This is a genomic window from [Flexibacter] sp. ATCC 35103 (assembly GCF_001975985.1).
Classification (GTDB): Bacteria; Bacteroidota; Bacteroidia; order Flavobacteriales; family Flavobacteriaceae; genus Flavobacterium.
This window is the reverse complement of the sequence record NZ_MTQF01000001.1, coordinates 557894-577853: the sequence shown is the minus strand read 5'-3', so window position 1 is coordinate 577853 and position 19960 is coordinate 557894. Positions and strand designations below refer to the sequence as shown.

Genomic DNA, 19960 nt, shown 5'->3' with positions numbered 1-19960 from the left:
AAGTTTTTTAGTTTGGTCGAGTAAGGATCATTTGTGGTTTGCTCACTTTGCGGCTTTTCTCCCGAAGACTCGGGATCGCTCAGTCTGACAATATTGGGTTAAAAAATAAGGTTCTGAGATCTCAGTAACTTAGAATCTCAGAACCTTAGTAACTTTAAACTAAAGCTAACTCAATTGCGTTGGTAAATAAATCTTCGAGAGATATTCCGGCTGCTTTTGCTTGTTGCGGGATCAAACTTTCTGTAGTTAAACCCGGAATTGTGTTCATTTCCAGCATATACGGTTCGTTGTCTACGATTATGAATTCGCTTCTTGAAAAGCCTTTCATTTTCAGGACTTCGTAAGCACGTTTGGCAGTTTCTCCTACTTTTTGTGTTAGTTCGTCTGAAATTCTGGCTGGTGTAATTTCTTGTGATTTTCCTTCGTATTTAGCTTCATAATCAAAGAAATCATTATCAGAAACAATTTCAGTGATTGGTAAAACCTTAATTTCTCCCTGATAGTTGATTACTCCAACAGAAACTTCGGTTCCGTCAAGGAAACTTTCTATGATAATTTCATTATCTTCTTTATACGCTACTTCGATGGCGATTGGCAATTCGGCTTCAGATTTTACTTTTGAGATTCCGAAACTTGATCCGGCTTTATTTGGTTTTACGAAACACGGCAATCCTACTTTTTTTACTATTTCGGCTGTATTGATAACATCTCCTTTATTTAAGTAATAAGAGATTGCTGTTTTTATTCCGTATGGTTTTAAAACCGATAACAAATCACGTTTGTTAAAGGTAAGTGCCGCCTGATAATAATCGCAAGACGATTGCGGAATGCCTAATAATTCAAAATAAGCCTGCATTAATCCATCTTCGCCAGGAGTTCCGTGAATAGCGTTGAAAACACAGTTGAAAGTAATTTTCTGATCGTTTACAGTTACAGAAAAATCATTTTTATCAATAGCATATTCAGCATTGTTTTCGTCTACATAAACCCATTTTTCTTTAAAAATATGAATACGGAATCCGTTGTATTTTGTTTTGTCAAGATATTGGTGAACGACGTTTCCGCTGATAAGAGAAATTTTATATTCGCTTGAATATCCGCCCATGATAATGGCTATGTTTTTCATTCTATATTTTTGTTTAAAGTTTTATTTTGTTTCAGGTTTCAGGGTTTTTGCCTTGAATTCCATGAAGTTTTATTACTTGTTTTTTATTCGTTTTGTTTGTCAGACTGAGCGGAGTCGAAGTTACTTATGCTGAATCACTTTGCGGGACTTCGACTTCGCTCAGTCTGACAAAATTGTGAAGAGAGTTTTAAAATATCTTCATGAAACCTAAATTTCTAGCCCTGATGGGAGCGGCATCCTTTTTTGCCGGGGTTCGGCATAAAAGATACAGCGGACAGCAGGAAACAGCTCCTGAAAATTATCCTTCGACTTCGCTCAGGATGACAATCATGCGACTTTCTTGTTTAAAACAAAATTATCATTTTTTTTGAAACGAAATAGCTTTATCTTTGCCACAACTAAAAATAAATTTATGAGTTTACGTAAGTATTTAACGAGCCGTGTATTTTTTGTACAAATACTAATCGCGGCTGCTATCATTGCAGTTTTAGGTTATTTGTTTATGCATTGGCTGACTTTTACAACTGATCATGGACACGAAATTGCCGTTCCTAATTTATCTAAATTAACTGAGGAGCAGGTAGAATCAAAATTGGACGAATTAGACTTGGATTACGTCCTTTTGGATAGTGTTGATTACCGAAGTGAATTTCCTAAATACAGTGTTGTTGAGCAAGATCCGTTGCCGGGAACCATGGTAAAAGTGGGAAGAAAAATATATATTAAAATTAATGCATCTGGATTTTCGTCTGTTAAAATTCCGGATTTAATCGAGAAAACATATCGTGAGGCTGTTCCTACTTTAAAGGCTTTAGGGCTTGAACAGGGAACGATTACTTATATCCCAAATCTTGGAAAAGATATGGTTCTGGAGATGCGTTATAAAGGTAGAAACTTAAAAGTAGGAGACCGCGTGCTTAAAGCTTCTAAAATCGACTTGGTTTTAGGAGACGGAAAAGCAACGTATGTAGATGAAAGTCAGGCGACAGACAGTTTAGCTGCGCCAACTACTGAAACCCCAAAAGATGAACAATAATAATGAAAATTTAGATCTGGAAGACGAATTATTCGAACATTTTAGATTTGAAGTCCCTAAAGGTCAAGCGCTTTTGCGTATTGACAAGTATTTAATGAATTTGATTCAGAATGCGACGCGAAACAAAATTCAAAACGCCGCAACTGAAGGCAATATCTTCGTAAATGATATTCCGGTAAAATCAAATTATAAAGTTAAACCGTTTGATGTAGTGACGGTTATGTTAACGCATCCGCCTTTTGAGAATCATATTCTTCCGGAAGATCTTCCGTTGAATATCGTTTATGAAGATGATGCCTTGTTGCTGATTAATAAAGAACCCGGAATGGTGGTGCATCCTGGTCATGGTAATTATACCGGAACTTTGGTGAATGCTTTGGCACATCATTTTGATAATTTGCCAATGAACAGCAGCGAACGCCCTGGATTGGTTCATAGAATTGATAAGGATACGTCCGGACTTTTGGTTGTGGCGAAAACAGAAGCTGCAATGACTCATTTGGCAAAACAATTTGAAGCTAAAACTTCTGAGCGTGAGTATATTGCCCTTGTTTGGGGTAATGTTGCCGAAGAGGAAGGAACAATCGAAGGAAACCTTGCCAGACACTTAAAAGACCGCATGCAAATGGCTGTTTTTGCAGATCCTGAAATTGGGAAACCTGCGATTACACATTATAAAGTTTTGGAACGTTTTGGTTATGTGACCCTGATTTCCTGTAAACTAGAAACGGGAAGAACACACCAGATTCGTGCGCATATGAAACATATTGGGCATCCGCTTTTTAATGATGAACGTTATGGTGGTCATTTGATTTTGAAAGGAACTACGTTTACAAAATACAAACAGTTTATAGACAATTGTTTTAAAGCTTTGCCACGTCAGGCGCTTCATGCTAAGACTCTTGGTTTTGTACATCCTAACACGGGCGAAATGATGCGTTTTGATACTGAATTACCTCAGGATTTTCAGGATTGTATCGAGAAATGGCGTAATTATGGAAAAACGCATAATATGGAAGATGAGGAGAACTAATTTTAGAAATTAGATTTTAGAATAAAGAGAATAGAAAAAAGATTTTCTCGTATAAAAAAGCTCCAATTTGGAGCTTTTTTTGTTTACTATTTGGTGTTATCTTTTTTACCATTAAGATATTAAGTCAGTTAAGATTTTAGCTTAATTTTTCTTAATTTCTTAATGGTTCAAATAATTTTTATTGAAAAGTTTTAATGTTTAGATCTATAACTTTTGCTTCGCCATTGGTTAAGAAACCTAGTTTGCCTTGTTGGCTGAGATTGCTTTTTTCAAGAGAACATTCTAAGAAAGTTTCGTTATTGACGGAAAAGTATAGTTGATTATTTGTAACTCTTATTTTTACAGCATACCATTTGTTATTTTCTAATTTCATGGGTTTTTTAAACAAAGTAGGTCCGCCACGTTTGCCGTATTCATCGCTATTTTTGTTATAAACACCTCGGCCTATCACAATATTTTGATCTATTTGATAAAGGTATGTTCTGATGTAATTTTCTTTATCGATGTTGAGCATTACTTCAAAAAGAGATTCTCTTGTCATGTTTACTTTAAAATCGATTTCATAATTTTCAGGGAGTTTTTTCTTAGATTCTATTACGCCCCAATGCATTGGTCCGCCAGTTCCTGTTAAGGTGTCTTTTTCCAGAAACCATTCTTTGGGATTTGAGTTCCATTCTGATTTTAATGTTGTGGTTTTGTCTATATTATATTCTTTCTTTGCGGTAGAAATTGTTCCGCAACAAGAAGTGATTATTAGTGATAATACTAATAATAAGATATATTTAATTTTCATTTTTGTGTTTTAGTTTAGCTCAGAATGGTATTTTATTTTACCAATTGAGCCTGTTGAATTTGGTAAAAGCTCAAAAACCGAAGTAGGAGCAAGGCCACTTTCGATACGATGTGATACGTACAAAATGCTAACATTCGTTTCTTGTTTAATGGTATTGATAAGCTGAATGACCAAATCGACATTTTCGTCGTCTAAGCCTTCTACTGGTTCGTCTAAAATTAATAATGGCGGATGTTTTAAAACGGCGCGAACAATCAAAGCAACTCTTTGCTGACCAATTGAGAGATCTATAAAACGTTTTTTTCTTAAACTTGTCATTTCAATTACTTCGAGCCATTGTGTAACGATTTGTTTTTGATGCGTTGTTGGCTCAATATAAAGCCCGATAGAATCGAAAAAACCGGAAAGGATCATTTCTTCTAAAGTATGTCCTTTCTGAAATAAATCAGTCATAGAAGTCGTGAAGATTCCAATTTGTTTTTTGATGTCCCAAACACTTTCGCCGGTTCCTTTTTTTCTTCCAAACAAATGTAAGTTCTGCCCAAAACCTTTTGAATTGTCTCCTGTAATCAAAGATAAAATGGTGCTTTTTCCGGAACCATTCGGGCCAATCAATTGCCAGAATTCACCTTGTTTTATTGTCCAGGAAATGTTGTCCACAATTTTGCGATCATCATAACTAACAGATACATTTTCCATTTTTATTAATACACTTTCGTGAAAGGAATGTGGCTCAATCGCTTTTGGAATTGCTGCTGTATTGAGGGTTTTAAAATGATTTTGGGTTTGTGAAAGAGGATGTAATTCAAACGTATTGTCTTTAATCTGTGCTTTGTTGGGAACAAAAGCTAAAACATCGACCACACGGTTTACAATTTGAATTATGGCTATATCTTGCGTTAAATCTTTTAAGGAGTCGGCTAAAATTACACGCGAAGCCTGATCTAAATGATCAAAAGGATTATCAAAAATGATAAAATCCGGTTTTTGATTGATACAGTATTTCAGAAACTCTTTTTTGCGTTCTCCTGATGAAAAAGTTCTTAATTGCCTGTGGGATTCCGGAGCTGCTTCTACAGTATCGTATTGATATTCTTTTTCGATGAATTTTTCAATGGCAATGTCAGAAAACAAAATGCCGTTTTGATTGTTAAAAATGGCTAATTCTCCTTTGGCTTCGCCAGAAAGTAATGTATCTATAAAAGCTTTTTTATTTACGTGATTTGATAAAAGGATATCCCAATGTTGCATTTTAAAATATTATTTATGTAGACAGATTAATAATTTTTTTGCCACAGCTTAAAAAGATGAATCCTTTTAATCTTTTTAAGCTGTGGCAAATAGAAAGTTTTTTAATTTATTCTATTTCTTTTGTTGCCAATTCGCGATCGTTTCTCGACCATTCGCTCCAGGAACCTACATAAAGTTTAGGTATTGGAAGTCCGGCATAATCCATCGCGAGTAAAGTATGACACGCTGTAACGCCTGAACCGCAATGCACAATTATATTTTCAGGATTTTTATCTCCTGTAATTTCAGCATATTTCTCTGCTAAAACTTCTGGCGACTTGTAAAATCCATCTTCGTTTAAGTTTTCACTAAAAGGAATATTTATGGCGCCCGGAATATGTCCTGCGATTAAATCAAGTGGTTCTGTTAAGCCATCAAAACGATTTTTATCTCTTACATCAATTACTATACTTTCCTCGTTATTTCGGGCTTTTTCGACTTCATCGATATCGGCTTGTGCTAATTTCCATTCTGTAACTGTATATTTTTCTATAGGTTCAAAAGTTTCTAATTCTGAACTTACAGGAAAACCAGTTTTTATCGCAGCTTGTAAACCTCCGTTTAAAACCTGGACTTTTTCATGACCAATTGCGCGTAGCATCCACCAAAATCTCGCCGCAGCATTTGATCCGTTTTTATCATCGTAAATTACAACATGACTTGATGGTGAAATTCCGATTTTAGAAAGTACTTCAGAAAATTTTTCAAGTGATGGTAAAGGATGTCTTCCTCCGTTTGCGGGATTTTCAACTGTTGCCAGATCCCGATTCAAATCTACATAACGCGCGCCTTTTAGATGTTTGTTCTGATAGTTTTCTTCGGCATTAATTCCTGCTCTGGCATCAACTAATATAACGCTAGAAGAATCTTTTAGTGTTAAAAGTTCTTCCGGATTTATAATGGGAGATAATTTGTTTGACATTTTACAAATTCATTTTTGTTCAGAAACAATAGCTGTGATGTATTAACCGGGGATTTTTTCGATCAATATTTCATTATTTGCTTTGTCGTAATAAGTACAAGTCATTTCGATGATATCAACGCGCCATTTTGCAATTCCGGATTGCGCTGCATGTTGGCAAAATGTTAAGTAGTCTGTTTGACCATCCTGGTGCATTACCAGAAATTCGATAAAACGTTCTTTATTGGCAACAGGGGCAACCTGAATTTCAGGATATTTCTCATCTGCAGAAACTTTGTAATTATTTACTCCGTAATATTCAACGTTTCCATTGTTAACGTAAGTATCGTAACCTTTTACGCCCAAAATGATTAGGTCTTGTATATAATTTGGAAAATCTGCACCGCTTTGTACTTTGGCATGTGCTTCTTTTATTTGCTCGATTGTAAACATGTGTTTTAGTTTTAAAGTTAAAGTTAAGGGTTGTCACGAATTGTCACGAATAATAATTAACAATTTTGAATAAAAAATTAGTGCTAATTCGTGTAATTGGTCGCATAAAAAAATTATGATTTCAAAAATACGATTAATGGTTTTATAAATTGATCGAAAGATTCGATATGTGGTAAATGTCCGGTATTTGGCACTTCTACCAATTTTGCATTTGGTATTGCTTTTTGCGTTTTTTTGCCCAGTTCCATGTAATTACCCATCGTTTTTCTTATTTCTTCAGATACCAAAGGTTTTCCTATGGCGGTTTTATCTCTTGTACCAATGATTAGAAGTGTTGGACTTTTGATGTTTTTAAATTCGTATAAAACGGGTTGTGTAAAAATCATGTCATACATAAGCGCAGAATTCCAGGCAACTTTTGTATAATCCGGAGCAGTGGTCCAGCCTGCAGAAAGTTCTGCCCATTTTTGAAAATCGGCATTCCATTTGCCATCATAATAGTTTGCCATTTGATAGCTTTTTATGTTTTGATAGTTTTGTTTTAATTCAGATTCGTACCACCAATCTACAGGTTTGTATGGCACAACCAGTTTCCAGTCTTCTAAACCAATTGGGTTTTCTAATACTAATTTTTGTGTAGTTTCCGGATACATTAAAGCAAATCTTGTGGCCAACATTCCGCCCATGGAATGTCCTAAAATAGTTGCTTTTTCGATTCCTAAATGATCTAATAGTTTTTTTGTATTCTCTGCAAGCTGCTGAAATGTATATTGAAAATTGTCTGGTTTAGATGATTTCCCAAATCCTATCTGATCTGGAACAATAACTCTGAAACCTTCTTTAGTCAAGGCTTTTATAGTAGTTTCCCAATAAGCGCCATTGAAATTTTTACCATGCAGTAAAACAATATTTTTATTATTATAATTTTCAGGTTTAATATCCATATAGGCCATTTTAAGATATTGACGCTGATTGCTCAATTCTAAAAATTGTACTGTAAAAGGATATTCATAATTCGTTAAGTTGATATCGAGTGCTTTTATATTTTCTTGCTGTGAAAAACATAAGAAAGGAAGCAACAGAATTATAATTTTTATATTTTTCATCTTTTGAATGTATTTGGTTTTGGAGTATTTATAAAATTAAAGTTAACCTTTTTAAATTCAAAAAATAAAATCTTAAAATTATCAGAAAATATCTATATAAAGATTATGCCATTACTGCTACGGTATTTAAAGCAATTTCGGCTAGTTTTTTATCTCCGGTAATTTCTGCTTTTTCTTTTGCCTGCTCAGGAGTCATTCCTTTAGAAAATAATAACCATGCATCATAAGGATCAATTTTTATAATTGCACTTGGTTCTGTACTTGACGATTCTGTAAATGTCCATTCATTTTCTTGCTTAATAATATTCCATTGACCACCAATTTCTGTATTTACAATCAGCGTTACAATTGTACCAATTTCGGTCGCTACATTTTTATAGGTATGAGGTAATGCATACATAAATGTACTGATGAACGGATGAAATAAAGGCTTTATTAAAAGTGCCTGTTTTCCAACGGCGTCTCTAATTTGTTGCTGATGTAAAAATTTTTCAGTGTATTCACGAGCAATATGAAACCAGTTCAACGAGGTTTCTTCTCCTGCCCATGCAACCGAAAAAACAGCATTTTCGAATGGATTTAATGTCAATAAATGTTCTGAATATTGCTTGCCTGTTGTTTCTAATAATTGAGTTAATACAACCGGACTTAATCGTTTTGTTGCATTTGTCCAGTTCATATTAAGCTGATTTAAAAATGTAACCAGATCATTATAGGAATTAATATTTTCTGGTTTTTCTCCAAAATGACCATCTCTTAATATCGATAAACCTCTTAGATTTCCGTCCAGCAAATGAGAAGCAATATCTTTTACGGTCCATTTTCTGGCAACGGTTTGTATATTCCATTCTTCATCAGTTAACGAATTTAAGAGTTCTATCAATAAGTCGTCTAAAATAGAAAAAAGGTGTACTGTTTTTATAGGAACAATTTCTGGAGATGCCATAATTAGAGTTATTTTTCAGTAGTGTTTGTTTCTTTATTTTTTAAAGTCACAACCCTTTGTGGATAAGGAATATCAATATTAGCCTCATCAAAACGTTTTTTAATGCTTTGCAATAAATCACAATACATCACAAAACCATCTGTAGAGTTTTTTGCCCATGCCCATGCTTTTAGTGTCACGCTTGAATCTGCAAGTGCCACAACACGAGCAATGACCAGAGGTGTTTTTTGCTTTTTATTTTCGGGTGTTCTGGTATCAATAAAAAGAGGATGTTTGGCAATCTCGTCCTGCATGATGGCTAATGCATTCTCGATATTAGATTCATAACCAATTCCTATTTCGATTATTTTACAGCATTTGGTATCATGCATATTGGTATTTACAATTATCTGATTGCTGATAACAGAATTTGGTATTATGATTCGGTTGTTTTCAGCATCTTTCAATACGACTTGTCTCAAATTGATATCTTCAACTGTGCCAACAAAACTGTTTATGGTAATCTTATCATTGATTCGGAAAGGTTTAAAAATCACCAGAAAAATTCCGCTTACAATATTACTTAAAGCTTGTTGGGAAGCTAAACCAGCTACTAACGAAATAACGCCTGCGCCTGCTAAAAAGGAATGGCCAATGATCTTGAATTCAGGAATTTGTATGAGGGCAAAAGCAAAGCCTAAAATATAAATTACGGTAATGATTAAATGTTTTAAAAACCTGAAACCTGTTGCGTCATATTCTTTATCGGTTAATTTTCGATATAAAAAATAGCGTAAAATTTTCTCGGTCAAAGCGCCTAAAACAATTGTTGTAAAGGCGATTATGGCAATTATTATAGCTATTCTAAAGTCTTTTGAAAAGTCGATCATAAAGATTTAAGTTTTTATAAAAAATCCAAATACTATCATTTTGAATTTAATAAATAAGTGAGAATTTCAGTTTTAAGCTAATTTACGAAGTTTTACATCTTTGAAGGTATAGTTATTTCAATAGTTTGCAGGAAGTGTTAATTTTTTAATTTCCATTTTAAATCAAAAAGAGGATATAATGAATTTGGGTTATTTACTTTGTAATAATATTAATTTTTGTTACATTTTTTAAAGTAAATCATGTAAAATGAATGTTTTTTTAATTTTAAGTTATTTTCATTTAATGTGGTTTCTATATTATTATGAATTATATAATGTGTTGATAATTAATAATGTAAATCAGGATAGGGCAGGACGGTCTCTTTTAGTGATATTGCTAATTTGGTTATAACTATTTAACCAAATTAACCAATTTATCATGAAAAAAAGAATTTTAACCTTTACGCATGCTCTTGAAATTTTTATAATTTGTACATTTTTTGTACACATTTGCGATGCTCAAACACTTGCATTTCCTGAAGCTACAGGTTTTGGCAGGTTTACTACAGGAGCAAGAGGTGCTGCAAATCCTCAAATTTATTTAGTAACTAATTTAAATGACAACGGACCGGGATCATTTCGAGATGCCGTTAGCCAGGAAGGCCGATTTGTAATTTTTAGAGTTGGTGGCATTGTAAATTTGCAAACTCAGGTTGTTGTGGCAAGTAATACAACCATTGCGGGTCAAACTGCAACCGGAGAAGGAATTGTATTTTTAGGCCCTCGTGTTACTTTTTCCGGAGCCAGTAATACAATTGCCCGATATCTTCGGATTCGTTATGGAGGCACGGCTCAAAATCAGGATGCATCAGGATTATCAAATGGTGCTAACCTCATTTTTGATCACATGACTTTTACCTGGGGAACAGATGAAGTTTTCTCTATTAATTGGGATAATAAAGGAGTAAGCCCGGATAATATCACGATTCAGAATTCGATTATTGGTCAGGGATTACATCGGCATAATCATTCGGCGGGTGGTTTGATGCAGCCTTCTGGAGGGAAAATAAGTTTAATAGGGAACTTGTATATCTGTAATAAAACGCGCAACAATAAAATAAAAGGAATTAATGAGTTCGTGAACAATGTAGTTTATAATTGGGGCAATTACGGCAATACTTACGGACATACAGAATCTGGCGATGCGTATATTATGGGAGGAGATTCTGCAGGAAGATCTGATGTTAATATTATCAATAATTATTTCATTGGCGGTCCAAATACCAGCACTACGATTTCGACGCCTTTTAACAGAGGAAATGACAATTTCTCTTTGTACGGTTCAGGGAATTATTTTGATAATAATAAGGATGGAATTTTAAACGGCACTATAGTTCCGGCAGACTTAACAGGATATCCTACCGGAGATGCCTCTACTATATTATCGACTCCTTATGATTATCCCATGAAAAATACAACACTCACGGCTCAGGATGCTTATAATAAAATAGTGCTGAATGTTGGGGCTTCGTACCCAAGACGTGATCAGGTAGATAATCTAATGATTTCTGATTTAATGTCTAAAGGAACAACAGCGACTTATGTGTATGTTCAAACTGATTTAACACAAAAATTTGGTTTTATAAACGGTGGTGCGGGACATGTTTATGGCGCGCCGGCTCCAATTGATTCTGATAATGATGGAATGCCTGATGCATGGGAAGATGCAAACGGTTTGAATAAAAATGTTCCGGATGCCTTATTGGTAAGCGCAGCTCATGCACCTTATCTGAATATTGAAGTTTATATAAATGGATTGACAAACGAAACTCCGCCGGATTTTATTATTCCACCATCTGATATTACTTTTACGAATGTGGTTTCTACCGAAGTTCCGGCATCGAGTTCAGTTACTGTAAATTGGGGTGATAATGCAGCAAATGAAGATCATTATGTTTTAGAGCGTTCTGCCAATGGAACTGACTTTACGATAATTGCCACATTAGGAGCTAATATTACGACTTATAATGATTCAGGTTTGATTCCTGATACGCAATATTATTATCGTGTTAAGGCTACAAATAGCACAGAATCTTCAGTGTATAATACTGTAGCTGCAATAACAACACCGCCAATTCCATCTGCTCCGGCAAAAGTAACTATACCAACACCTGCTGCTGGATCTCATACTGTAGAATTGGCAAATAGCAATTTGAGTCTAAAATGGACAGGAAGTTCTAATACGCTTAATTATGCGGTATATTTTGGTACCAATCCTCCAAACCTAACCAAGCTGGCTGATGTAGCATATTCTGCAAATCCATCTTATCAGGTTACAGGATTAAGTGCTGCAACAAATTATTACTGGAGGATTGATGCAATGAATGCTAGAGGAACTGCGACGGGAGATGTATGGAATTTTAGTGCGATACAACCAGGAATTGTGGGGCATTGGCCGTTTAAAGAATCAGCCTTAGATGGAGAACAAATTGCTGATATCACAACTTATGCAAATCACGGTGTATTGGATATTTCTTTTGATAATGCCGCTGTCAGAGTTCCTGGAAAGGCAAACAATGCGATCGATTTTTCGACATCACTTAGTAATAAATCGTTGGTGAATATTCCAAATCAGGATTATTTATTATTTGATAAAAATTCGTTTACTGTTTCTTTCTGGATGAAAGCTGCTCCTTCTCTATTGCCAAGTTCCTCCGCAACGAGTATTTATGTGTTGTGCAAGGGTTCATTTACAAAAAATGCTACGACAGGAGCAACCGGCAAAAGATATAATATAGAAATCAAAGGCGGACTTTTACGGTTTGCAATAGATGATGATGTTACAAAAAGAGAAGTAACTACAGCTGCAGCAAAATATTTTACTGGAAATTGGGTAAATGTGGTTATTATGAGGGATATTATTGCCCATAAAATGAGAATTTACACAGATGGTGTTTTCTCAGCAGAACTTGATGAAACAGCAGTTACAGGCATTGCTGAACCTACAGATTTAATAATAGGCAATATTGGCGAACTTGAACTGTCATCCGGTACTGCTCCAGCGCCCTATAAAGGTTTGTTTGATGAACTTCAATTATTTAATTATCCGCTAAATGCTGCTGAAGTAATGGGATTGTACACGCAGGTATTTTTGAGTACAGATAAATTCAGTCAAAATAAAAGTAATATAATTGTATACCCCAATCCGGTAAAAGATCAGCTTCATATTGCTATTCCTGATTATAATTTATCATATGCAACAGCTACATTAAGCGATATGACGGGGAAAATTATTCTAAAAGAAAAGATTTCTTCTGACGGAAATGGGGATTTTACCTTAAATATTGCCCATAAAAAAGTATCCGGAATATATATGCTGAATGTTTCAGGAGAGAATTTGAATAGCAATTTTAAAATTATTGTAGAATAAGGATCACCTTTATAAACTAGAAAGACCGTTACAAATTCTGTAACGGTCTTTTTTATAAATAGTAATTAGGATTTAATTTTAAAGCCCAACAAAATCATCACTTTTAGGGAAGATGCTCAAAGCTTCGATTGCTATTTCAGGAGTTGGTGAAGCTAATTTACGAAGTTTTGTATCCATCCAGGCGCCATCTACCGTAATAACAGCACAAAGTGTATCATCTTCTCTTCTAAATTCATGAATGATGGACCAACGTGAAGCATCAGCTTTCATTTTTGAAGTTTTAGTGTGAATGAATATTTTATCCGAAAGTTTTAATTCTTTTCTAAAAACGCATTCTTCTCTAAATAAAACCGGACCAAAACCTTGTGTCTGCATTACTTTTAAAGTTAAACCCAGTTCTTCGAGTATTTCGATACGATGTTGTGCACCAAAATCGTAATAAGCACTATGACGAACGTGAAAATTAGGGTCAAGATCAGACCAGCGAAATGATATTTCTTTTTTAAATGAAGCCATTATTTACTTGTATTTATAATTGTATTGAATGCTTTTACATCGATTGTTTTCTATAAAAAGCATCCGTTTTAATGAAAGTCGAAATTACAAATAAAAAAGGAAATTGTTTGTCAGAAAGTTTAAAGTCTTATTTTCCTGAGGAGAAATTAATATCCTCTTTTAGAATAAATATTGAATTGCTGAAACGAAATTTCTCCAAAATCTTTAACCGTTTCCAGTTTGTCAACATTTGCTATCAAAGCTTCAGCATTTGGATCCTGGCTTGGATTGAGGATATAATTGATAAAATGATCTTTGTATAAATACCAGTTATTTTTTGTTTTGTTGAATTTAAAAGTCGTGATATGTTCCCAGTGATGTCCGCCAGAAATTCTGTGTTCGACAGAAAAATAACCATTTTTGATGACAATCGCATTAAACGGATCTCCAAATAATCCCCCACAATCAATACAATAGGCAGCATTTTCGTTTTTATAGGCTAATTTATAATTTCCATCCTTTTGGCCTAACAATAGCAGTAAAGGTCTTTTGTCAGGTTTGCCTTCTTCCATATTCGAGGTAGTTTCTTCTGTAGCTTTGCGTAAAACCAAAATACAATCCTCTATTTTGTCCAGATTCAAATCGCCTTTTTCTTCTATAATTGCCTCGTAACCTTTTGGGATGAATGATTTTAATTTTTGATTGGTAATTACGACAGTTTCATTAAAAGTATCATGTTTTCTAATCGTTTTGTTTTTTGTGGTTTTACTAATCGTTTTTTGTTGCGAAAAAGCCAAATTCAGATTAAAAATGAAGATAAGGAATAAGATTAATTTTTTCATTTTGACTATTTTTTGTTTAATACCGATGTGTTTTACAAGCTTTCTAAATTATCCCATTCGTATTCTATTTTGTTGAGTTTTCTATAATACGGAATAAGCAATAAAATTTCTAATCTTAATGGAAAATGACCATCATTGGTTGTAAAAGGAAGCACAAACATGGAAGTAATGCAGATTACAACTCCCAGAACGGCGTCAATTTTCCCTATTGAGATGGCATTTGCTTTTTCAAACCAAAGAGAATAAGCAGCAAAACCTTTCAATACCATAATGGCAACAATAAACATTCCGATTGGTGAAAGAGCTGTATCACTCGAAAAACGATAAAGAGAAACATTTACGTTTGATATGAAAAAGCTCATTATAATGGAGCCTAAAGCACAAATTGCTAAAATCATAAAGATCCAGCAAAATGTTTTAATCCACCATGGCAAAAGTTTTCTTCTGATTACGGGTGCTTTATCAAATTCGTCAAAATGACTTTCTAATTCCTGATTCATGATGTTTTTTTTGATTTTATTTTACGTCTCAAATTATATAACCTGGGTAAGAATCAGGATTAAAATAGTTAGTTGTATTCCTAGAATGATCCAGAAAAAGTTTCTGCTTGGCTGCGAAACATTTTTTAAACCCGTAATTATTTTGTTTTTTATGATGTCAGGAAAATTTACATTTTCATCTTTAAAATCGACTTCCTCCAGCTTTATTTTTTTAAAACCATAAATAATGATTTTTTTCAACCATTTATTATCATTAGAATCCCTAATTTCCTGTATTAGCTTGAGTTGTAATTTGGTTTTATCGGCTCCTTGTCTCAGTAAATCAGGCTGATTAGATTTGACTTTGTTCAATACTTTATCAATAATAGGAAATAGCAAAGCCTCTCCTTTGTCTGATAATAATTTATGGATAGTTTTTGATATTATATATTTATTGCCAAAAGAAAACAATAAAAACGGACCTGCAAATATGGAGATCACGTTTAAACCAAAACCAATTGGACGCAAAGCGAATAATAGCATTATAGCAGCTGAGCCGGATACATGTCCCAGTCCTGTACCTGATTGATAAATTATGGTAAATAAGGTAAATACGCCTATAATGGCATATAATATTTGTCCCAGGATGTTTATTTTAAAGAAACTAAAGGTTGCGCTACTAAATAATTTAGTAACATATTTTAAATTATCATTCATTAATGTGGTATTTGGTTTTAGTTAATTAGGTGTTTTTAGCCGGGTAAAAATATAGAAAAATCATTACAAATATTTAAATGATTTTTATTTGTTCAAATGTTTTTTAGTAATGAATTGGCTAGAAAGATTCAGGATGTTAAAACAAAAGCTATGAATGTAATTCTGCATCTTGTTTAGTACTCAATTTTTTGACAATCCAGGGCAAAGTAAGTCCTTGCCCAATAAGCGTTAAAAGTACTACGGCTACAGAAATAAATATAATAACAGTTCTTTCAGGAAAAGGGGAGCCGTCTTCGAGTTCTTTTGGAATACCAATTGCGATTGCAAGAGAAACAATTCCGCGCATTCCGGACCAACTCAGGATAATGCTGTTATTGAAATCTAAAAGCGCATGTTCGCTTACTCTTCTTTTTCCTTTATTATTCTGAAATGCTTTTTGAAGATTGATTTTTTGAAGAAATATCCTTGCCATTCTAATAAGTAAAGCGACAATTGTTATGATAACAGCATATCCTATGTACGGTAAAATCATATGGTCGTCAATATTTTTTAGAATATATCTAAAGTTAAGCCCAATTAAAATGAAGATTAATCCGTTGAGTAAAAAAATAATTATGTCCCAAAGACTTCTGGATTGGTTTTTTAGACTTTCCGGAAATATCTTTTTACTGAATCGTGCAATTGCCAGTCCTAAAATTACCACTGCAATAACTCCGGAAACATGCAAATGCTCTGCAATAAGATAGGTGACAAATGGCATTAAGAGCATAAAACTAATTGTAACATTTGCATTTTTGTGAACTCTGTTTAATATAAAAGACAGGATTTTCGCCATTACAAAACCTACTAAAAATCCGCCTCCAAGCAATAGTAAAAACTGTAATGTTGCTTTCCAGATTATAAAAGCTGATCCCATTACGGCAGCTACCGCAAAACGATATGCAACAAGTGCAGATGCATCGTTGATAAGACTTTCGCCTTCGAGTATGGTTAAGGTTTTATGCGATATTCCGAGTCCTTTTGTGATACTTATTGCTGCAACAGCATCAGTTGCAGAAAGTATGGCGCCTAAAACGAACGCTAATGGCCAGGTCATTCCCGGGATCATAAAATAAGCGACAACTGCAATACCAATAGTAGTCAGGAAAACCAGCGATATGGCAAGTGTGCCAATGGTATTAATATTGGTTTTGAAGTCTTTAGGTGAGATATTAAATGATGCATCGTATAATAATGGCGGAAGGAATATCAGGAATATAATTTCAGGATTAATTTCAATCTCGGTCATTGTAGGTATAAAACCAATTGCAACTCCTACGATAACAAGAAGAATGGGCTGTGGTAATTTTATTGTATCAGCAAATGCAGATAGTCCTATGACGATGGCGAGTATAAAAATGATAATGCTGTAGTTTTCCATATTGATGATATTGAATTGAAGGAATTTGCTAATGTATATATTTCAGACTTTAATTGAAAATATTGAAAGACATTAAAATATCAAATAAAGATAATTTTCTGATGAAACCGAATGACTAGCCCTGATGGTCCCGAAGACTCGGGAGGAAAATCCTTTTTCTTGCTTGTTTAGCAAGGAAAAGATCTGGAAGGAAAGCAGGAAACAGCTCCTTACAATGACACGTAACGTACTGATATGCCACGAATGTCAGGTTTTGAAAATGTCATGTTGTCAGATTGTTTTTATTGTGCCGACAGTAAAACTGACAATTTACTTTGGTTTTTTATATTGGCACAAAGATTGACTTATGCCACCTGAGTTATAAATTAGTATATCAAAATTAAATATATAAAAAATGGGTAAAATAATCGGAATTGACTTAGGTACGACGAACTCTTGTGTTTCTGTAATGGAAGGTAACGAAGCAGTTGTTATTCCTAACGCAGAAGGAAAAAGAACAACGCCATCTATCATCGCTTTTGTTGAAGGTGGAGAAATTAAAGTGGGTGATCCTGCAAAAAGACAAGCGGTAACGAATCCTACAAAAACGATTGCTTCTATTAAACGTTTTATGGGACACACTTTTGCTGAAACTCAAGAAGAGGCAAAAAGAGTTCCTTACAGTGTTGTAAAAGGTGACAACAATACGCCACGTGTGGATATTGACGGTCGTTTATACACTGCTCAGGAGTTGTCTGCAATGACACTTCAAAAAATGAAAAAAACTGCTGAAGACTATTTAGGTCAAACTGTAACTGAGGCAGTTATTACTGTTCCTGCTTACTTTAATGATGCACAACGTCAAGCTACTAAAGAAGCTGGTGAAATTGCTGGTCTTAAAGTTATGCGTATCATCAATGAGCCAACTGCAGCTGCACTTGCTTACGGATTAGATAAAAAAGGAACTGATCAAAAAATTGCTGTTTACGATTTAGGTGGAGGTACTTTTGATATCTCTGTTCTTGAATTAGGAGACGGTGTATTCGAAGTATTGTCTACAAATGGTGATACTCACTTAGGTGGTGATGATTTTGACCAGGTTATTATTGACTGGTTAGCTGACGATTTCAAATCTGAAGAAGGTATTGATTTACGTTTAGATCCAATGTCATTGCAACGTTTGAAAGAGGCAGCAGAGAAAGCTAAGATTGAATTATCATCTTCTGCTGAAACTGAAATCAACTTACCATACGTAACTGCTACTGCTTCAGGACCAAAACACTTAGTAAAAAAATTATCAAGAGCTAAATTTGAGCAATTATCTGATACTTTAGTAAAACGTTCTATGGAGCCAGTTGCTAAAGCATTAAAAGATGCAGGTTTATCTACATCTGATATTGACGAAGTTATCCTTGTTGGAGGTTCTACTCGTATGCCAAGAATCGCTGACGAAGTTGAAAAATTCTTTGGTAAAAAAGCATCTAAAGGTGTTAACCCTGATGAGGTTGTTGCTATTGGAGCTGCTATTCAAGGTGGAGTTTTATCTGGAGATGTAAAAGATGTATTGTTACTTGACGTTACGCCTTTATCTTTAGGTATCGAAACTATGGGTGGTGTATTGACTAAATTAATTGAGTCTAACACAACTATTCCAACTAAAAAATCTCAAGTATTCTCTACTGCTGCTGATTCTCAACCATCTGTTGAAATTCACGTATTGCAAGGAGAAAGAGCGATGGCTGCTGATAACAAAACTATCGGTCGTTTTCACTTAGATGGTATTCCACCAGCACCAAGAGGAGTTCCTCAAATCGAGGTTACTTTTGATATCGATGCTAATGGTATTATCAAAGTTTCTGCAACTGATAAAGGAACTGGAAAATCTCACGATATCCGTATCGAAGCTTCTTCTGGATTAACAGCTGAAGAAATCGAAAAAATGAAAAAAGATGCTGAAGCTAACGCTGATGCTGACAAAATAGCTAAAGAAAGAGCTGAGAAATTGAACGAAGCTGATAGTACTATTTTCCAAACTGAAAGTCAATTGAAAGAATTGGGAAGTAAATTAACAGACGATCAAAAAACAGCTATCGAATTTGCTTTAACTGAATTAAGATTTGCTCATCAATCTCAAGATCTTGAAGCAATCCAAAAAGGATTAGACAATGTAAATGCAGCTTGGAAAGTAGCTACAGAAGCAATGTACGCTCAAGGTGGTGAAGGTCAACAAGCAGCTCCACAACAAGAGCAATCGCAAGGTGACAATGTTGAAGACGTTGAATTCGAAGAAGTAAAATAATTCTTCTTTCACAATAAGGAAAACCGGACTAGAAATAGTTCGGTTTTTTTATGTCTTAGTTTTACGTATTAAACCCGACAGGTTTTTAAAACCTGTCGGGTTTGGCTGTTGTTATAAATTAAGAAACTCTTCTAAAGAATTAAAGTTTTCTTTTTTATTGTGAATAGCTTTTAAATCTTCAATATTGTTAAATAATGAAATTACTTTTTCGCGTTTTAATTTAGTTGGTTTTTCAGAAACACAAGTTAGATAGGAGCTCCATGGATATTCTATAGGATGCTCACAGAACCCATGATTTACAGGGTTATGATGAATGTATTTTATAACTGTTTTTAAATAAGTTTCATTATCTATTAGTTTTCTTTTAAAAGGCCTTTCGAATAACGCACCATGTCTGTTGTATCCTTTATTGATTGCCTTTGTGTAAGCATTAAATAAATTACCAAAAGATTGATGAGGAGGAATAATTTTTTTGATTTCATGCTCTTGTTGATTTTCTAAAATCTCTTCAAAAGTTTTTATTCTAATTAATAAGTGAAAATGATTTTTTAATAGGCACCAAGCAAACGTTTCGGCAATTGGGTCAATATATTTGTTGTAAAGAATTAGAAAATATTCGTGATTTCTATTTTCTTTAAAGATGTTTTCGCTGTTGATCCCGCGATTATAAATGTGATAGTATTTTCCAAATTCTAGAGGTTCGGTTATTTGCATATTTTATATATTCATTGTCAAACCCGACAGGTTTTTAAAACCTGTCGGGTTTA

General features: G+C 34.1%; 18 protein-coding genes. 4 read left to right on the top strand and 14 right to left on the bottom strand.

The genetic code is table 11. The annotated features are described in order from the left end of the window. Positions 1-154: 154 nt before the first annotated feature. A complete protein-coding gene (locus BXU01_RS02390; protein WP_083691532.1) occupies positions 155-1126 on the bottom strand; it encodes a D-alanine--D-alanine ligase in 972 nt (323 codons plus the stop codon). Positions 1127-1538: 412 nt separating this feature from the next. On the opposite strand from BXU01_RS02390, the gene BXU01_RS02385 reads away from it, so the two are divergent. Further along, positions 1539-2162 carry a PASTA domain-containing protein gene (locus BXU01_RS02385; protein ID WP_055098038.1) on the top strand — a complete coding sequence of 208 codons (624 nt, stop codon included), beginning with the start codon at positions 1539-1541 and terminating at the stop codon, positions 2160-2162. Continuing rightward, positions 2152-3195, top strand: a complete 1044-nt coding sequence (locus BXU01_RS02380; RefSeq protein ID WP_083691531.1) for an RluA family pseudouridine synthase — start codon at positions 2152-2154, stop codon at positions 3193-3195. The genes BXU01_RS02385 and BXU01_RS02380 overlap by 11 nt, the downstream gene beginning before the upstream one ends. A gap of 178 nt (positions 3196-3373) precedes the next feature. On the opposite strand, the gene BXU01_RS02375 is transcribed toward BXU01_RS02380, so the two are convergent. The 7 genes from BXU01_RS02375 to BXU01_RS02345 all read right to left on the bottom strand — a co-directional run bounded on the left by BXU01_RS02375 (position 3374) and on the right by BXU01_RS02345 (position 9553). Then, positions 3374-3988 (bottom strand): hypothetical protein, encoded by a 615-nt coding sequence (locus BXU01_RS02375; protein ID WP_083691530.1) that lies wholly within the window; start codon positions 3986-3988, stop codon positions 3374-3376. A gap of 9 nt (positions 3989-3997) precedes the next feature. Next, complete coding sequence (locus tag BXU01_RS02370; RefSeq protein ID WP_083691529.1) at positions 3998-5239, bottom strand: ATP-binding cassette domain-containing protein; 1242 nt, start codon at positions 5237-5239, stop codon at positions 3998-4000. 106 nt (positions 5240-5345) lie between these two features. Then, a complete protein-coding gene (locus BXU01_RS02365) occupies positions 5346-6200 on the bottom strand; it encodes a sulfurtransferase (RefSeq protein ID WP_083691528.1) in 855 nt (284 codons plus the stop codon). Between the two features lie 42 nt (positions 6201-6242). Then, the gene (locus tag BXU01_RS02360; protein WP_083691527.1) at positions 6243-6632 is read right to left on the bottom strand and encodes a DUF1398 domain-containing protein; all 390 of its coding nucleotides are present in this window, start codon (positions 6630-6632) and stop codon (positions 6243-6245) included. A gap of 113 nt (positions 6633-6745) precedes the next feature. Beyond that, entirely contained in the window at positions 6746-7738 is a 993-nt protein-coding gene (locus BXU01_RS02355) for an alpha/beta fold hydrolase (protein ID WP_083691526.1), read from the bottom strand. 103 nt (positions 7739-7841) lie between these two features. Continuing rightward, positions 7842-8684 carry a maleylpyruvate isomerase N-terminal domain-containing protein gene (locus BXU01_RS02350; RefSeq protein WP_083691525.1) on the bottom strand — a complete coding sequence of 281 codons (843 nt, stop codon included), beginning with the start codon at positions 8682-8684 and terminating at the stop codon, positions 7842-7844. A gap of 8 nt (positions 8685-8692) precedes the next feature. Beyond that, positions 8693-9553 carry a mechanosensitive ion channel family protein gene (locus BXU01_RS02345; RefSeq protein ID WP_083691524.1) on the bottom strand — a complete coding sequence of 287 codons (861 nt, stop codon included), beginning with the start codon at positions 9551-9553 and terminating at the stop codon, positions 8693-8695. A 418-nt stretch (positions 9554-9971) separates the two neighbouring features. Here BXU01_RS02345 and BXU01_RS02340 point away from each other — a divergent pair, with 418 nt between their 5' ends. Continuing rightward, on the top strand, positions 9972-12962 hold the full coding sequence (locus BXU01_RS02340; protein ID WP_083691523.1) for a LamG-like jellyroll fold domain-containing protein: 2991 nt from the start codon (positions 9972-9974) through the stop codon (positions 12960-12962). A 78-nt stretch (positions 12963-13040) separates the two neighbouring features. Here BXU01_RS02340 and BXU01_RS02335 read toward each other — a convergent pair whose 3' ends face one another. From BXU01_RS02335 to BXU01_RS02315, 5 genes are all read right to left on the bottom strand, one after another. Further along, positions 13041-13478 carry a thioesterase family protein gene (locus BXU01_RS02335; protein ID WP_055098026.1) on the bottom strand — a complete coding sequence of 146 codons (438 nt, stop codon included), beginning with the start codon at positions 13476-13478 and terminating at the stop codon, positions 13041-13043. Between the two features lie 146 nt (positions 13479-13624). Further along, the gene (locus BXU01_RS02330; protein ID WP_083691522.1) at positions 13625-14299 is read right to left on the bottom strand and encodes a hypothetical protein; all 675 of its coding nucleotides are present in this window, start codon (positions 14297-14299) and stop codon (positions 13625-13627) included. Positions 14300-14331: 32 nt separating this feature from the next. Further along, positions 14332-14799 carry a hypothetical protein gene (locus tag BXU01_RS02325; protein ID WP_083691521.1) on the bottom strand — a complete coding sequence of 156 codons (468 nt, stop codon included), beginning with the start codon at positions 14797-14799 and terminating at the stop codon, positions 14332-14334. Positions 14800-14832: 33 nt separating this feature from the next. Next, entirely contained in the window at positions 14833-15495 is a 663-nt protein-coding gene (locus tag BXU01_RS02320; protein WP_083691520.1) for a hypothetical protein, read from the bottom strand. A 148-nt stretch (positions 15496-15643) separates the two neighbouring features. Continuing rightward, a complete protein-coding gene (locus tag BXU01_RS02315; protein ID WP_083691519.1) occupies positions 15644-16915 on the bottom strand; it encodes a Na+/H+ antiporter in 1272 nt (423 codons plus the stop codon). A 394-nt stretch (positions 16916-17309) separates the two neighbouring features. Between BXU01_RS02315 and dnaK the strand changes: the two genes are divergently transcribed. Further along, complete coding sequence (dnaK, locus tag BXU01_RS02310; protein ID WP_083691518.1) at positions 17310-19193, top strand: molecular chaperone DnaK; 1884 nt, start codon at positions 17310-17312, stop codon at positions 19191-19193. Positions 19194-19304: 111 nt separating this feature from the next. Here dnaK and BXU01_RS02305 read toward each other — a convergent pair whose 3' ends face one another. Continuing rightward, on the bottom strand, positions 19305-19907 hold the full coding sequence (locus tag BXU01_RS02305; RefSeq protein ID WP_083691517.1) for a transposase: 603 nt from the start codon (positions 19905-19907) through the stop codon (positions 19305-19307). Positions 19908-19960 lie beyond the last annotated feature (53 nt).

Excerpts from the sequence above, each read along its gene's own strand:
- BXU01_RS02390 (WP_083691532.1), bottom strand. The coding sequence starts at position 1,126 with ATGAAAAACATAGCCATTATCATGGGCGGATATTCAAGCGAATATAAA.
- BXU01_RS02385 (WP_055098038.1), top strand. The coding sequence starts at position 1,539 with ATGAGTTTACGTAAGTATTTAACGAGCCGTGTATTTTTTGTACAAATA.
- BXU01_RS02380 (WP_083691531.1), top strand. The coding sequence starts at position 2,152 with ATGAACAATAATAATGAAAATTTAGATCTGGAAGACGAATTATTCGAA.
- BXU01_RS02375 (WP_083691530.1), bottom strand. The coding sequence starts at position 3,988 with ATGAAAATTAAATATATCTTATTATTAGTATTATCACTAATAATCACT.
- BXU01_RS02370 (WP_083691529.1), bottom strand. The coding sequence starts at position 5,239 with ATGCAACATTGGGATATCCTTTTATCAAATCACGTAAATAAAAAAGCT.
- BXU01_RS02365 (WP_083691528.1), bottom strand. The coding sequence starts at position 6,200 with ATGTCAAACAAATTATCTCCCATTATAAATCCGGAAGAACTTTTAACA.
- BXU01_RS02360 (WP_083691527.1), bottom strand. The coding sequence starts at position 6,632 with ATGTTTACAATCGAGCAAATAAAAGAAGCACATGCCAAAGTACAAAGC.
- BXU01_RS02355 (WP_083691526.1), bottom strand. The coding sequence starts at position 7,738 with ATGAAAAATATAAAAATTATAATTCTGTTGCTTCCTTTCTTATGTTTT.
- BXU01_RS02350 (WP_083691525.1), bottom strand. The coding sequence starts at position 8,684 with ATGGCATCTCCAGAAATTGTTCCTATAAAAACAGTACACCTTTTTTCT.
- BXU01_RS02345 (WP_083691524.1), bottom strand. The coding sequence starts at position 9,553 with ATGATCGACTTTTCAAAAGACTTTAGAATAGCTATAATAATTGCCATA.
- BXU01_RS02340 (WP_083691523.1), top strand. The coding sequence starts at position 9,972 with ATGAAAAAAAGAATTTTAACCTTTACGCATGCTCTTGAAATTTTTATA.
- BXU01_RS02335 (WP_055098026.1), bottom strand. The coding sequence starts at position 13,478 with ATGGCTTCATTTAAAAAAGAAATATCATTTCGCTGGTCTGATCTTGAC.
- BXU01_RS02330 (WP_083691522.1), bottom strand. The coding sequence starts at position 14,299 with ATGAAAAAATTAATCTTATTCCTTATCTTCATTTTTAATCTGAATTTG.
- BXU01_RS02325 (WP_083691521.1), bottom strand. The coding sequence starts at position 14,799 with ATGAATCAGGAATTAGAAAGTCATTTTGACGAATTTGATAAAGCACCC.
- BXU01_RS02320 (WP_083691520.1), bottom strand. The coding sequence starts at position 15,495 with ATGAATGATAATTTAAAATATGTTACTAAATTATTTAGTAGCGCAACC.
- BXU01_RS02315 (WP_083691519.1), bottom strand. The coding sequence starts at position 16,915 with ATGGAAAACTACAGCATTATCATTTTTATACTCGCCATCGTCATAGGA.
- dnaK (WP_083691518.1), top strand. The coding sequence starts at position 17,310 with ATGGGTAAAATAATCGGAATTGACTTAGGTACGACGAACTCTTGTGTT.
- BXU01_RS02305 (WP_083691517.1), bottom strand. The coding sequence starts at position 19,907 with ATGCAAATAACCGAACCTCTAGAATTTGGAAAATACTATCACATTTAT.